Origin of the sequence: Pseudomonas sp. Irchel 3E20 (genome assembly GCF_900187645.1) — a bacterium.
GTDB lineage: Bacteria > Pseudomonadota > Gammaproteobacteria > Pseudomonadales > Pseudomonadaceae > Aquipseudomonas.
Map to the genome: position 1 here is coordinate 682160 of NZ_FYEE01000001.1, position 13764 is coordinate 695923.

Here is a 13764-nt window from a genome sequence, read left to right on the forward strand (position 1 = left end):
ATGTCAAACGAAGAACTGACACTCAAATGTGGGAACCCTGAATGCCGAGTATCGGAAACAGGTCGGTGCGTAGAAGGTTTCGAGTTAGATGAGTGCCTACAATTTGGTAATGACCCTGAAGAGCTCACCCAAGAGGATGAGTCCGACGAGGTCGATACCAGTGCACCTTGTGTTCAACTTCGCAGCGCCGAAACCTTAAGCTTAGAAGAAACCTCAATGCTATTACGCGCAGCTCCGACTCGGGTAATAGCAATTATAGGACCTAGTGATTCTGGAAAGACAAGCCTGATAGCAGGGCTTTATGAACTTTTCCAAGAAGGACCTATAGGCAATATAAGTTTTTCGCGATCAGTAACTCTTCATGCGTTTGAGCAAACCTGCCACGATGCCCGATCTGCCTCTAGACGAACGAGTCCACATATCCATCGTACTAGACGCGGAGAAGTGAGATTTTATCACTTGGATATTTCGGGTGCTGGAGCTGCCAAGTCATTAACACTTGCACTGGCTGACCGTGCAGGGGAAGAGTACAAAGGCGCAGCAGACGACACATCTATGGGGGTTGATTTCCCTGAGGTACAAAGAGCAGACACTCTTACGCTCCTTGTGGATGGGCAACGGCATCTTGACTCAGGAGCTCGCCATAACCTCCGTAGTGAGGTGATCATGATTATCCAAGCTTTGGTTGATGGCGGTGCACTTCAGAACGGACAGCGACTGGCGGTAGTACTCACAAAAATCGACCAGATAGTTGGTAGCCCAAATGAAGGGCGAGCGTTAAGCGAGTTCTCGAAATTGGTCAAAAAAATTGAGGAGCTTTTTCCCAATATTTTCACAACGATTGTATCTTTTAAAATTGCTGCTTCCCCTAAATCAGGCGAGATGAAACGAGGGACTGGTGTGGACGAGTTACTGGACTTCTGGAAAGATCCAGCTCCACCTATAGCTGAGCCAGCCATTATTACTATTTTTCCAAAAAGAGCTTTTGCTCGGCTCAGACAGCTTGAAGAATAAATGAGGGATACATGACTGATCAGTCAGTTGTAATTATTGGATTGCCTGCATCGGGAAAAACGACATTCCTTGCTGCGTTATGGCATTTGGTAACAGAGCGAGAGTTCCAAACCTCCCTGACTTTTGGAAATCTACGCTCGGGAGATCTAACATATCTAAATGAAATCGCTGCACTTTGGAGAGATGCAAAAAAACAAGAACGTACCGCTGTCGGTGGTAGCAGAATCGTTAGCATGAATCTGATGAGTGCTCAGCAGTCGTCGCTGCGTGTTACTTTTCCTGATCTTCCGGGCGAGGCATACCTCCGTATGTGGGAAGATCGGGATTGCGAGCAAGAAGTTGCTGATGTAATGAAAGCTGAAGGTGTTTTGTTGTTTATTCACTCTGACACTATCAATGCTCCTCAATGGGTCGTCGACGAAGTAGCACTTAGCCGGCATCTCAATGTTGAAATGCCAAAAGGGCAAGAAGTAGAGTGGCACGCACGGCATGCTCCTACGCAAGTACAGTTAGTTGATTTGCTGCAACTTCTTCGAACTGATCCGTTAGATATCGGCCCACGCAAACTAGCAATAATGTTTTCGGCCTGGGATAAAGCAGAAGACGAGGGCTTAAGCCCGCAAGAGTTTCTAGTTGAAAAGCTTCCTTTACTTGCGCAATACTTGACATGCGATTCCGATGACTGGTCATGGCAAGTTTATGGCATCAGCGCGCAGGGCGGAGATTATGACAACACTGATGATGGGGCAAGACCCAGTGACGATGCGGAACGACTTAGAGGCCTCGACTCTCCCTCTTTGAGAATTAAACTAGTTAAAACAGACCACGAAAGTTCGAATGACATAACGGAGCCTCTCGCATGGCTCATGGAGTAGATAAGAGTCGAGTGCGGTTAAACCAAACACTGCACGGGTACTCTGACGGCCATCGTCAGCTGGCGTCGTCGATAGCGCTCAAACCTAAAGACGTAAAAACTATGCTAGTGCTGAGCGATATTTCCGGTCCTGGTGCTCGAATTAATGAAGAAGGATACTTAACAGGATATCCTCTTCCAGAGTCAGGCATGTATGCACTGGCACGTACATGGTTAGCTCCCGAAATGTCGAGGCCTGGTTGCGTCTGGACTCATACACTTCTTATTGACTACGCAGACCTCGCGACTTTTGAGTCATATGACTCACTTCTAAAATTGTTCCGTAGGCCTATTGACTCAAGAGTTTCTGATTACAACGAGCCAATAACGATTCCAAAGAATGGATTTGATAAAGGCTTCGACGTATTCGCTCTCGCGTGGGCTGAAAAAGTAATTGGGGGTCTTTATGGCGCACCTAAGAGTAAGATTGTCGCTCTGCGTAGTTCAGAATTTAACGTTGATGAAGTAGTACTCGCGATATGGCTTCAACAGTGGCCTCGATTGCGACGGGCCTTTCGATTTTGTACCTTTGCGTCATCCGACAGATCAGTTGACGGCAATGTTTTTGATTTACAAGTTTTACCTTCTAACGATCGCACTGTTCGGGCTCGGTTTTCCAATTCTATAGACGCTGATAACTATTTGAAATCGGATGTCGACTGGGTTGACATTGCTCTGAATGATTTATTCGGCCCCGACAATCTTGGCTTACGCACGTTCTTGCGTTTTATAGGCGGTGATATCGCGACAGGCCGAGCTGCATTTCGACCGTTGTGTGAACTTTCCTTACTCACTGAAAGATTTAATAGACAACCTGCAGCTATCGAAAAAGCAGTGTTGTTATTAGAGACTGAATTTGGATCTACGCAAGCTAAAGCGGCAAGAGCCTACGTAGCTGAAGCAGCATTATCTAATATAGAAATAATAAACGACCATTCGATTGACTTTATTTTCTCAAATCTAGAGCTAATTCCAGAGAAAATTTCTATTGAGCACTACAGAAAAATTGGTTTAGTCCTATGGAAGCGTAATCGCTACCAGTTTTTTAACCTTATAAATGGTAATGGAATATTATCCAGCATAGCGGAAACTCTACTTCAAACACTACCAGTACTAGAGCTAATTGAAGCAATAAAAGAGCTTCCTCACCTAGCCAGTTTGGTAATAAAGTTTCGTAAAGACGTACTAGCGGAAAATGAATTCTGGAAAATTTACTCCAGTTTACGACATGGGTTTACATTGGCGGATGTCGGAAATACATTACCTGAAAAGATATTGGCAGCAATTATTTCGGCGCAACGTATCGATTTAGCTTCTGAAGTAATACGCCACTTCGGCTCAGCTACGACTCTTGAAGTGCTAGGCCAGGACTCACTCTTATATGATCAGACTTATTTTTTCCTATGGGTAGAGTTTGCGGCTGCTGATTGTAACGCCGTTTCAGAATATCTGCTCAGCGAAACCAAAAAAAGCAAGTATATGATATATGTTATTTCAAAATATATATATCCGGATCAAATTAAAAGTAGGGCGGGCTCTGATCCTTGGGTAAAAAGCTATCAATCTGCAATGGGGGATATTCCCAAAGACGCTGAAATTTATTTAAATTCTTTTTTATTAAGCCGGGCATTAGGTGGTTCTTCTAGTTCTTCCGCAGAGTTGGCGTGCATCAGTTTCATGACTGTCCATAGCGCTGCTGAAGTTAGTCGAATATCTATAGAAGCGTGGGGCTTACTAGATTCACGTCTTCCTTCCACATATTTTTGGTTAGACTGGGATAAATGCCAAAGAATACGAGCCGGTGTGGTTGAGCTATTTTTCGAGAGACAACTGCACCCCATTGCATTTGCAATGTTAACTACATCTCAATCTATATTCCGGCTACTTATTACTCAGGCAAATAGAAGTGGGCGTGGTCATGACTATCTAAAGCAGGTTTGTTACTCGCTTCAGAATAACTCAGACCCCAGATTTTACGCGCAACTTAACGATCTGAAAAAGATACTAAAAGCCCGCTAAAATTAGATATCGCAATGACCGGTTTAATTCGGTCATTGTGATGCATTGTAATATTATTAATGTTTTGTCTCAGCTCGTTGTTATTTAACGATGCCTTGCTCCCGTAGAAGTGCGCATAGAAACAATATCTGCTTCTTGTTGGTAGTTGAGCGCATGCTTCGGTGTATAGCGAAGTTTGGGTTTCAGGAACAAAAGGCCCCGTCCTAGATTTATGGAGGGGCTTTTAAGTTTTGTGGGTTAGCTAGTAGTCACGTCGGATCTTCTATATCAGAGATCGCCCAGTACTCACAGCGCATCTTGCTCGCTTTCCGGTTCACCCTCCCCGGCGCCGTCCTCTTGAGTGCGCACCCAGTGACCGGAAAACATCGCCGAAACGCCGCAGTTCTCACTTGGATCTGACGTAATTAATGCTGCTGACTTTCCGAGCACAATATCGAAAGTCTCACCATTAGGTTTTTTATGCTCATCTACAACCCGCATTGATGTGGATATTTTTTCATTTGATTGGACTCTAGCTACAGTATTCTCCATAGCCCAAACATCACATTCGTGATGAGTACTAGTATCCACAGTCTGAATATGAACAACGATAGGTTGCACGGGATTACCGAACGCTAGTTCGTTCGCAACAAGCATTCTTCCAGCATATCCACCTTCTTGGTATGAGAAGTAGGTAAGTTGCTGAGAAAACGACAAAGTTGAAACGCTTGAGATTGCAACAACAGTCAGACATCTTAATATGTGCATGGACGTATCTCCGTATGGTGGCGGTTTTTCAGGAGAGCTTTGGTTAGAGTTGTTAGAGTACTTTGAATATCAGTTTATGGCTTAAATCCAAAAATCTTGGATCGAAGGCTATGATTTTGGCATTATGCTCGCCCATCTGTTGTCCTTTAGCCATAAAATAAACGCACTCCATTTTCACTCTTTTACCATTCAGAGCTTTCAAAATCTCCATTTCATCCGCGTCAATGTTAGAGATTGGTGCTAGTCCTATTCCGTATTGTTCACCTTTTCGACTTTCCGATTCAAAATATAGCCAGTCTTTCCAAGGACCGACACCTGGCTTGATGTACCCTATAAGCCGTCCATTCTCTCGCTTGTATTTCTCAAAACCCTGTATCGTATACCCAGGTGTTGCATCAATTACATAATCCCCATTGGCAATTGGAATGTCTAACGCAACATCCTTTGCATACGCTACTGTTCTTTCAGAAACAGCGTCGGCCTTAATGAATGCGTTAGCAGTACCGCCACTCTTTAGGGAAATGGCATATTGTGTGAGGTTCAGTTTTTGCATGAATAAAACATTCGGGCTGCCAGCTGTGCCACCAGAAATACCACCGGCTTTTAAAAAAGCATATAGTGTCTCGTCCAGGCTATAACCAGCCTTAGCGAACGCTTTGTTCATATACTTTGCATACACATATGACTGTTCGGGAGTAGGGAATGCGGACTTCGCAACCTTGGACATGTCGTATTTAAAGTCATCCTCATAGTGGTCCCTGAATTCGTTTACTACCTCCTGAGCCGCCGAAATAGTCAATGGGGCAGGCGGCAATGCACCATGAGACAATGAACATAGCAGTGTGAAACAGAGAGTCACAAAAACCCTGAGCATATCTAATTTCCTTATCAGCATTAAAATTTAATTTTTATGTAACGGTGAAGTTGCAGAGAAAGCAACCAGATGTTTGATCTAGACGCCTCTAAAGCCTAACACCAACGTTTTTCGAAGGCAGAGTACAACCGGAAGGGCCAGAGGCCAGGGTTTTGCCTGAGAGTTGATCATAAAGCACCCAATGTCACGATTAGTGTGTTCACGATTAGATCACATCACCACATCATCTGGGAATGCCTCCTTCCCTACGTCATCGCTTTGGTCATCGTGTTCGTGAACTCCGTCTTGCCACTGGCATGACCCAGGAGGAATTTGCCGATCGTTGTGGTTTCGCACGTACCTACATGTCCAGAATCGAAACCGGCGGGGCCAATCCTAGCCTTGACGCGATCAATACACTTGCCGTTGCCCTCAACTCGGACCTAGAAAGCCTGTTCGCAGGTCTGTGATAGCGTCTCTTTCAAGTTTCTTTGATGTACTGATCATTCGGATTAGATGGCTATTGGTTCGATGATCAAGTTTTACTAGTCAGTATATGGGTGACGTCTTAAAAACTGTAAATGATTACTACTCAATAAGGAGAGTAATCATGGCAATAATATGTCCTGCTTGTAATAAACAAGTGTTTAATGAATCCAAGCAAGCTCGAAATCAGGTGTATTGCACCCCCACTTGTCGTAAAAGGCAGCACCGCATAAAAAAACGTGCTCAACATCTATCGATTCGTATGCAGAATAGAGAACATAACCTCCTGCTGAATGACGAGATGCGCTACGTCGTCGCTCAATGTAAATACTCGGGTACAGTCCAAGTTTTGAGCGACCATACACCTGAGTCTTTCGCCAGAACAATGGAGTTGATTAGGAATAGACCTGCTGGACATGTGCATTTGTGCCATGTAGCACCAGTTAAGGGCAATCAATTTATTGGATTGCTCCATTATAGGAATCTTTATTATGGAGGAGACTATCAGAATAATATATTCAGGAATAGCCACGCGGGAGGCGGTCTTTACATCGGTGTTGAAGATCTTGATCCGGCTTGGACTGTGAGTAGAGATACCCCTAATAAAGAGGTATTGAGTTTAATCAAGGAATTCTTAGGAGCTGTACTAACTCATTACATAAAAAGCTGCTCGGTCAGAAAATCTAAGAGAGTTCAAATTGCTAGAAAAATTATGGAGTTTGATAACCAGTTCACCATGGATGAGCTCTTGGATTTAAGTTTCAGTGAATTAAGTGATCGTTATAAGGGTGCGACCCGCAGGCAGTTGTATAAGCCAGCTAAGCGTGATGAGTCTAAATTTTTAGCTTATATGGATAGTCTGACTCGTTTTATTGAGATTGATATAGAGCGTAGTGCAATGCTCAAGAAGCTAAGAGGGCTTATGGTCATGGCCTATATGGCGCTAGAGCGCATTGAGGCCAGTGATACATTCAACAGAGAGTTTTACGTAAAGTATGAGCCTCTTATCAAAATTAAATATGGTCAAGTCATGTTGAAAAATGAAAGCAACTGGTCACAATTTAAAGATCTTGTCTACGAAGCTGCTTTTATGGGGCTTCAGGGCCGTGATATAAATATCCGGAAACTTCGCAAAAAAATTATGTCAAATTTGCATTTTCCAGAAAAAGCATGGCGAGTAACAGCGTCGCCATGGCAATATAAAATGATGTACACGCAGTCTTTAGACTAGGTCATCAAAATTCTCTTCATTAGCCCAGAGCTTTTCAAGATTTACATCTTCACTGTCGGGCTGTCTAGCAGAATTCAGTTTTTCAATTTGTAATGTCATAGGTAAATCAAAAGACGTTCCTGTGATGATACAGCAGCCTTTAGATAGATTAGGAATCAAGCTCCTAGAGAGATTGTCAAGAGTACTGATAGTGTTGTCCAGCAGATATAGATCGCGCTCATTAACTAATCGGTGAATAAAGAAATTGTGGAGCTGCGATACTATAGTTGGGGAAATATCGGCCGGGCGCTGACTCGAAAGTGTGATGAACATGCCAAATTTTCGGCCTTCTTTGATGATTTCTTCAAAAAGCTCAAGTCGGTAATCTTTCCAGCTTTCGTGCTCTCTTGATGACTGCTGAGATAGAATGTTATGGGCTTCATCGATTATCAGATGCATCGTCTTGTCGGGTGGGTTTTTAACAGTGTTCTTGTGCTGATGATAGAAATGCTTAGCTATCAGCAAAGGTAAAACTTTTTTGATATCCTGATTGCATTTTCGTAAGGATATTACTGTTAGAAGCTTGGTTTTATCTTCCTCTTCCCCAATAACGATAACTTTTTTCAGTCCCGATAGGGAAGAATCTATCCTTTTTAAAAGTGGTTGAATATGCTCAAATTGTACGTGCCCGTGCAGCAGGTCGTGGATTAACTGAAGATCTGCCCGAGTTATTAGTTCATCAAATTGATTCGTATCGTCAATTGTGAGTTGCGCCACGGCTCGGGCAAAAGTGTTTTGGAAAGCAATGCCGTCTGCTTGGAAAAACAAATTATCTCTAGAACGGTGGAATTTATTAGCAGCACCATGCCAGGAAATTTCTCGGAGCATTGTGCTGAGGCCCACAGCCCCTACGCTCTCTACAACTCGCCTTAAAAGATCGAGCGCCTCTGGCTTTGGTGCAGTAGCGCTAAATACCGCCAGAAAAGTTCCTCGGATGTAGTTCAGTAAACTATTAGGTGCATCAATAAATTTTGCTCTTCCGTTTATCAACCGGTTTAGGAAAGGTCGTTGGGTATTCGCGGTAGCTTGGAAAAGAATACATAATGTGTCAGAGTTCCAGAATTCTTCCGGAGCTAACGGGAATTTATCTCCATCTGCTATCGATGTGTCTAGCTTTAGTATCGATTTCCTACTACCTTCAATAAATTGGCCTGTTGTATATTCACCATTGAAGTCTAGGATAGCAAACTTGCTTTTATGACCTATGGCATCTGCCTTCTGTTCAAATAGAACTGTGTACAGTTTTGCCAGTGTATTTGACTTCCCGCTACCCGTGTTTCCGAATATACCAATGTGACTGTTGAATAGTTTTTCCCAAGGTAACGATATGGGCAGCTCTTCTTTCAGCATTTTTCCAATAACAAAACCTTCTTTTTGGTTTCGCGTATAAATCTTCGAGATCCTTGATTCTTGCATTAAAAATGCTGGATCTTTGATCATCGGAAGAAATTTAATACCCTCATTAAATTTGTCGTGTTCAAAGTATCCTATTGGTTTGGCTTCGACTTTTCTGATGTACTGCATTTTTTCAGAATGTTGCTCATATCTATTCTCGTCTAGGTACTCGCCTTCGATTATGCAGATGATGTCTCTGAAACCCCTTCTGATTGAAATATACTCTCGGATTGAAACTCCTTTATATTTAGCGCCTTCATAAAATAGAGTTTCTCTATTTGATTCTTCGAATACCTTGAGCGTAACCTTTATTCCGTGTACTCCTATCACTTCTCCTATCTTAATGCTCATTGGCTGTCTCCGGAAGACACGTCGTGAGTGCCAAACTGCTCGGTGAGCGTAAAAACATTATCATTGAAATTTCTAAAGTTGAGATATTCGTCCGTGGAAATAAGCTCCACATTTTTATATATATCGAATAGCCGCTTCATAGAGTCGTGTTCATGTTGGTGGAAACAGCATATGAACACTTGCAGTGTTGGATTCGACAAAGATCGTTTTACTAGATTTAGGATGTGTTCATCTGCGAATGAAAATCCAAACGTTATGAAGACCGCGTTTGGCTTCTCAAGCTCGTAACTGAGCAGTCGTAGCATCTGATAATAATGCTCTTCGAACACGGTCTCGTGAAACTTCCATTTGGTTGGATTAACGATAGGCAGTGTCGAATACTTTTTCCAAAAGCAATCTTGCTCTTGCTGACTTATTTCAAAATTGGGGATATTCTCTACTAAACCGTCTTTGTCTTTCAATAGACTTGAAAATTCGAAAAGTTTTTCGAGTGGTATATCATCAATCAGATGGTCCGCTCTATTGTTGGAGTAGTCGACAGTTATACTGCCTTCATCTTTATACCAATACGCAGATCCATGTAAATGAATTAGGTTTATTTGTGGTATCGTGGTGCGGTGACGTTCGAAAATGCCAGTTTGCGAAACTACGCTATTGAAATTTTTGGCTTGTAGATAGCGTTTGTTGAACCCTCGCGTCCCATCGTTTATGATGAAGTCAGTAGTTCCTTTTCTAAGCATGTCATCTGCTACATGAACGAAACAACCATCATAGTTTGTTGTGAATAGATTGCAGGTTTTTTCATAATCTTTTCTACTTTGCAAGATGGCTAGTATCGTGTCTAAGAAGTTTTTGTAGTTGTTAGTAACGTTTGACTTTTCTTTGTCTTTCTTGATCTGGTCTAGGCTAAACTGCATTACGGGTTCGATGCATTCTTTATAGTAGTGCATGAAAAGCAATGTGTAGAGTGACTGGTTATTCTCGTGCTGGAAGTGGGTCGCCAAAGTTTCAATGGTCTGGCTTTCATCCCACACATTTTTGATATCAAGAGCCAAAGTTGGGAACAGCCCATAAGAAGCGCCTGCTCCGATTAAAAAGTTTAAGGGCTTGTCGTAGATTTCGTTGATGCTGATTTTATTTGGCATGATGCCTCCTTGCAGATATCCGGAGCTTGTTTTCCAGCGCGTCCGTGCGTGGGGGGGGCCTACACGGGTGTCCTAAATTTGCAAAACCGATGAACTTGCGACGCTACTCATTTGCCATCATCCTGTCTACATCGGCGCTGTGAAGGGAGTGGTTAGGCATCCTATCGTTTGTGTCTACCGCTACGAGAATGATAGAAGAAGAAAGGAGGACTCTCATATAGATGCTGGCGCATCTCTAAATGATAGATTATCATTGCACTATACGTTTTCATGTCTTAATGAGGGCTTTCTTCCATGGTCTCTGCACACCTCTATCTCCGAGCGTCAACACAAGATCAGGATGCGAACCGGGCCCGCGCGTCTTTGCTGGCTTTTGCAGCCAGCCGAAACTATGAGGTGGCAGGGATCTATGCCGACAATTTCTCCGGCACCAAATTGCAGCGGCCTGAACTCCACAGGCTGTTGACCAGTGCGGAGTCTGGACAAGTCTTGTGTGTTGAGTCGGTGGATCGCCTTTCCCGGCTCAGCCAAACGGATTGGGAAACCCTCAAAGGAACGATCAATTCAAAAGGTTTGAGGCTAGTGGTGGCTGACTTACCTACTAGTTGGGAACATCTGGACAACCACTCTAGCGGTCGCAGTGATATTGCGGGTTCTGTAATGCACGTGATCAATAACATGCTCATTGATCTGATGGCGACGATGGCCCGCCTTGATCAAGAAAAGCGTGTCGAGAGGATCAGGCAGGGCATCGCCAACAAGAGGGCGGCTGATCCATCCTGGAAGGCTTTAGGGAAACGGAAGAACACCGAGAAATGGCAACGGGTAGAAAAGCTTCTCAAAGGTCAAACTGCCTCGAACATGACGATTAAAGAGATTGCCCAAGCTGCGAGTGTCGGCGAAGCCACTGTTTACAGAATCAAAAAAGAGCTTGGTGCGTAACCTTATTAGCCTGCTCATCTCCCTGTTATTCATGTCAAAGGCGATTCTGAGATTAGAATCGCCTTTCACGTCTCCGCCATGATCCTGCCTCTAATCAGACGAGCCTTCAGTAATCTTAATGGTTACCAACTCAACTCTGTGAACTCCGAGGCGGCGAAGGGCTTCCAAATCCGCTAAAAGGACCGTTCCTGGCAGCACCAGTATGCCAAGTACATTTCCAGCGAGATCTACTATGCGAAGGCTCACCGACTATTTTCCTGAGCTTGTCGCTTGACGAATGCTTCTAGGGTTTTCACTCGTACCAGCCTGCGCCTGCCCAATTTGAATGTCTGAATGTCCCCCTTGTTAATCATTTCATAGAACATGGATCTGGCAACGCCAATCAAGCGTGCGGCATCTTCTACCCCAACCGAGATAGGTGCTAAGGAGTTGGTTTGGTTCATAAGGGTGGCCTCTGCTGCTTCATGACGCAACGATTGCTGCATCTGTGGCGCCACAATAAGTGTGGTGCCACATCTGTGTCAACACGTATTCGTTGTGTGTCTGGCGGTGATGTGGCATGCTCGCTGAAATCCACAGGCGTCTGGAATCCAGCTATGGTCGTACGGAAAAAAGTAGAAACGATTCACCTGCGAGTTAGCGCAACCTCCAAGGCCTGTCTTGAAGGGTTGGCAAATGTGATGGGGAAAACGTCTACGCGTGTGCTTGAAGAACTGATAGCTGAGGCAGCAGAGAAATGTGTGGTCGAAGGGATCGACGCAACAATTGACGTCAATCTCTATTCGGATGGGGAATGGACGTTGCAGAAGGCGTTGCAATTGGCTCATATACCTGAAGAGCCAATTCTCAAAAAGCTTAGGACGTATTTTTTGGCAGACGAAGCGCTGAGTCGAAAGGACTGCATTCTTTTAGAGGCAATTTTGTGGTCACCCGATGTCTTCTCCGGCGACACGGATATATTTCTTGAATCCGAGCGTATTTTCAAAAATCCAGTTATGGAGCACCCTCACGACATTAGGGCCTTTAAAATTGACCTTGATGAAATCAACCGTCAAATGTCATTGCTCGAAGAATTTGCAGAATTCCGATTGAAAAACAAATCGGTGTCCCCCTCGTACGTAGAGTACCTGCGGATGAAAGAGGCAAAGCCAAAGAGCTAGATGAGCTCTACGGCCGCCGCTTTAGTCCCGGGGGCCAGATGCGCATAACGCAGGGTCATTTTGATGTCTCCATGCCCCAATAGATCTCGTACCGTGTTGAGCGGTACTCCGGCCATCACTAGTCGGGATGCGAAGTCGTGACGCATATCGTGCCAGCGGAAGCCGATCACCTTGGCCCTTTCGAGTAGTTTGAGCCAGGCGCTTTTTACGTCTTCAAAGCGGCCTCCTTGTTGATTTGGAAACACATAGAGGGCCGTCCCTGATTGCTTTTTCCATTCTTCAAGTACGGCTACGACTTCCTTATTCATAGGAATGTGTCGGGTTTCGCTGGTCTTTGTTGTGTCACCAGCGACGGTGATGGTCTTGGTAATGAAGTTTACCGATGACCATTTGAGGTCGAACAGCTCTCCACGCCTCATGCCAGAATTCAGCGAGACGAGCACCATAGGTTTAATGTGATCAGTGAAGGGTAGACCCAGCAGGCTTTGCTTCTGTACTTGACCCCGATCTACGCGCCAATTGTTCGCGCTTTCTCGTTCGGCACGCATTTCGTCTTGTCGTGCATCCAGAGCTGCGCGTAGGCGCTTGTTCTCGTCTTCATCCAAGTAGCGCACCAACCCCATGGAATCGACCTTGAGTTGCTTTACTTTTGCCATTGGGTGGGCTGTGATGTATTCCCATTCTACTGCCCGGCTAAACACGCCGCTGATTGAGCCCATCTTGCGGTTGACGGTCGAGGGCTTGTTGCCGATCTGCATCCAGGTAGTGCGAATCTGGTCGAGATCGCGACCGGTGATTGCGTCGATCCGCTGAGCCATGATCGGATCGAAATTGTTATCCAAGGTGTGCAACGTTTTTTCGTGGCCCTTGTGGTGAGTTTTGAACCACGGCATATAGGTGTCGTCGATGAACTCACGTAGCGAGGGGAGGGCAGTACCTTTCCGGCCGTGGGTGACTGCCAGAGGCTCACCGTGTTTGCGCGCTTCATATAAGTACTGAGTCGCTTCTTGGCGGGCTTGGTCGAGTGTAAGGATACCGACTCGTCCCAACGCTTTTTTGCGCGCGCGTCCCCACCTGACGATATACGACTTGGCCCCGGCCGCCGTTACACGTACGTATAGGCCTATCACGATGGTATCGTGGACTTCGTACTCCTTGCCGGTGACTTCCAAGGATGACAGTAGTTTGCCGGTTAGCTTTTCTTTCACCTGATCTCCGTGGGTGCATTGTGGGTGCAAAAAACACTATACGGAGCTGTTTTATCGGACGCAATCGGACTGTAAGTCCAGTAATCACTGGTTTCTCCCTTTGTCTATTGGCCTAAAATTGGCCCTCCTAAGGGGAAGGTTGGCCGTTCGAACCGGCCCTGGGACACCACATCAGACACTCCAAGGCCCCGTCCAGAAACCTGCTGGCGGGGCTTTTTGTTGTCTGTCGGTTTTGCCAGGTCGTAACTAAATCGCCGCTTT

At 44.9% G+C, this 13764-nt stretch carries 13 protein-coding genes; 7 read left to right on the plus strand and 6 right to left on the minus strand.

Features of this window, described 5'->3' with window-relative positions; translation table 11 throughout:
- From CKW13_RS24140 to CKW13_RS24145, 3 genes are read left to right on the plus strand one after another with little or no spacing between them, the layout of a single operon-like run.
- Complete coding sequence (locus CKW13_RS24140) at positions 1–1014, plus strand: hypothetical protein (RefSeq protein ID WP_141233943.1); 1014 nt, start codon at positions 1–3, stop codon at positions 1012–1014.
- 11 nt (positions 1015–1025) lie between these two features.
- Positions 1026–1889 (plus strand): hypothetical protein, encoded by an 864-nt coding sequence (locus tag CKW13_RS02925; protein ID WP_176465028.1) that lies wholly within the window; start codon positions 1026–1028, stop codon positions 1887–1889.
- On the plus strand, positions 1874–3946 hold the full coding sequence (locus CKW13_RS24145) for a hypothetical protein (RefSeq protein WP_141233944.1): 2073 nt from the start codon (positions 1874–1876) through the stop codon (positions 3944–3946). Before CKW13_RS02925 ends, CKW13_RS24145 begins: the two co-directional genes overlap by 16 nt.
- Before the next feature lie 285 nt (positions 3947–4231).
- Here the strand turns inward: CKW13_RS24145 and CKW13_RS24150 are convergent, their stop codons facing one another.
- Together CKW13_RS24150 and CKW13_RS02930 are read right to left on the minus strand one after the other, a co-directional pair.
- On the minus strand, positions 4232–4693 hold the full coding sequence (locus CKW13_RS24150; RefSeq protein ID WP_141233945.1) for a hypothetical protein: 462 nt from the start codon (positions 4691–4693) through the stop codon (positions 4232–4234).
- Positions 4694–4745: 52 nt separating this feature from the next.
- Positions 4746–5357: a hypothetical protein gene (locus CKW13_RS02930; protein WP_141233946.1), complete on the minus strand. Its 612-nt coding sequence runs from the start codon at positions 5355–5357 to the stop codon at positions 4746–4748.
- A 443-nt stretch (positions 5358–5800) separates the two neighbouring features.
- Between CKW13_RS02930 and CKW13_RS02935 the strand changes: the two genes are divergently transcribed.
- Positions 5801–6016: a helix-turn-helix domain-containing protein gene (locus CKW13_RS02935; RefSeq protein WP_095106813.1), complete on the plus strand. Its 216-nt coding sequence runs from the start codon at positions 5801–5803 to the stop codon at positions 6014–6016.
- Between the two features lie 140 nt (positions 6017–6156).
- On the plus strand, positions 6157–7263 hold the full coding sequence (locus tag CKW13_RS24680) for a hypothetical protein (RefSeq protein ID WP_256576490.1): 1107 nt from the start codon (positions 6157–6159) through the stop codon (positions 7261–7263).
- Here the strand turns inward: CKW13_RS24680 and CKW13_RS02950 are convergent.
- On the minus strand, positions 7255–9048 hold the full coding sequence (locus tag CKW13_RS02950) for an ATP-binding protein (protein WP_095106815.1): 1794 nt from the start codon (positions 9046–9048) through the stop codon (positions 7255–7257). The genes CKW13_RS24680 and CKW13_RS02950 overlap by 9 nt on opposite strands.
- Positions 9045–10193: an SIR2 family protein gene (locus CKW13_RS02955; RefSeq protein WP_176465029.1), complete on the minus strand. Its 1149-nt coding sequence runs from the start codon at positions 10191–10193 to the stop codon at positions 9045–9047. The genes CKW13_RS02950 and CKW13_RS02955 overlap by 4 nt, the downstream gene beginning before the upstream one ends.
- Positions 10194–10487: 294 nt before the next feature.
- Here CKW13_RS02955 and CKW13_RS02960 point away from each other — a divergent pair, with 294 nt between their 5' ends.
- Positions 10488–11135: a recombinase family protein gene (locus CKW13_RS02960; RefSeq protein ID WP_095106818.1), complete on the plus strand. Its 648-nt coding sequence runs from the start codon at positions 10488–10490 to the stop codon at positions 11133–11135.
- Between the two features lie 242 nt (positions 11136–11377).
- Here the strand turns inward: CKW13_RS02960 and CKW13_RS02965 are convergent, their stop codons facing one another.
- A complete protein-coding gene (locus CKW13_RS02965) occupies positions 11378–11620 on the minus strand; it encodes a helix-turn-helix domain-containing protein (RefSeq protein ID WP_256576491.1) in 243 nt (80 codons plus the stop codon).
- A 33-nt stretch (positions 11621–11653) separates the two neighbouring features.
- Between CKW13_RS02965 and CKW13_RS02970 the strand changes: the two genes are divergently transcribed.
- Positions 11654–12295, plus strand: a complete 642-nt coding sequence (locus CKW13_RS02970; RefSeq protein WP_141233947.1) for a hypothetical protein — start codon at positions 11654–11656, stop codon at positions 12293–12295.
- On the opposite strand, the gene CKW13_RS02975 is transcribed toward CKW13_RS02970, so the two are convergent.
- On the minus strand, positions 12292–13503 hold the full coding sequence (locus tag CKW13_RS02975) for a site-specific integrase (RefSeq protein ID WP_095106821.1): 1212 nt from the start codon (positions 13501–13503) through the stop codon (positions 12292–12294). The two genes, CKW13_RS02970 and CKW13_RS02975, sit on opposite strands and share 4 nt — an antisense overlap.
- Positions 13504–13764: the final 261 nt, after the last annotated feature.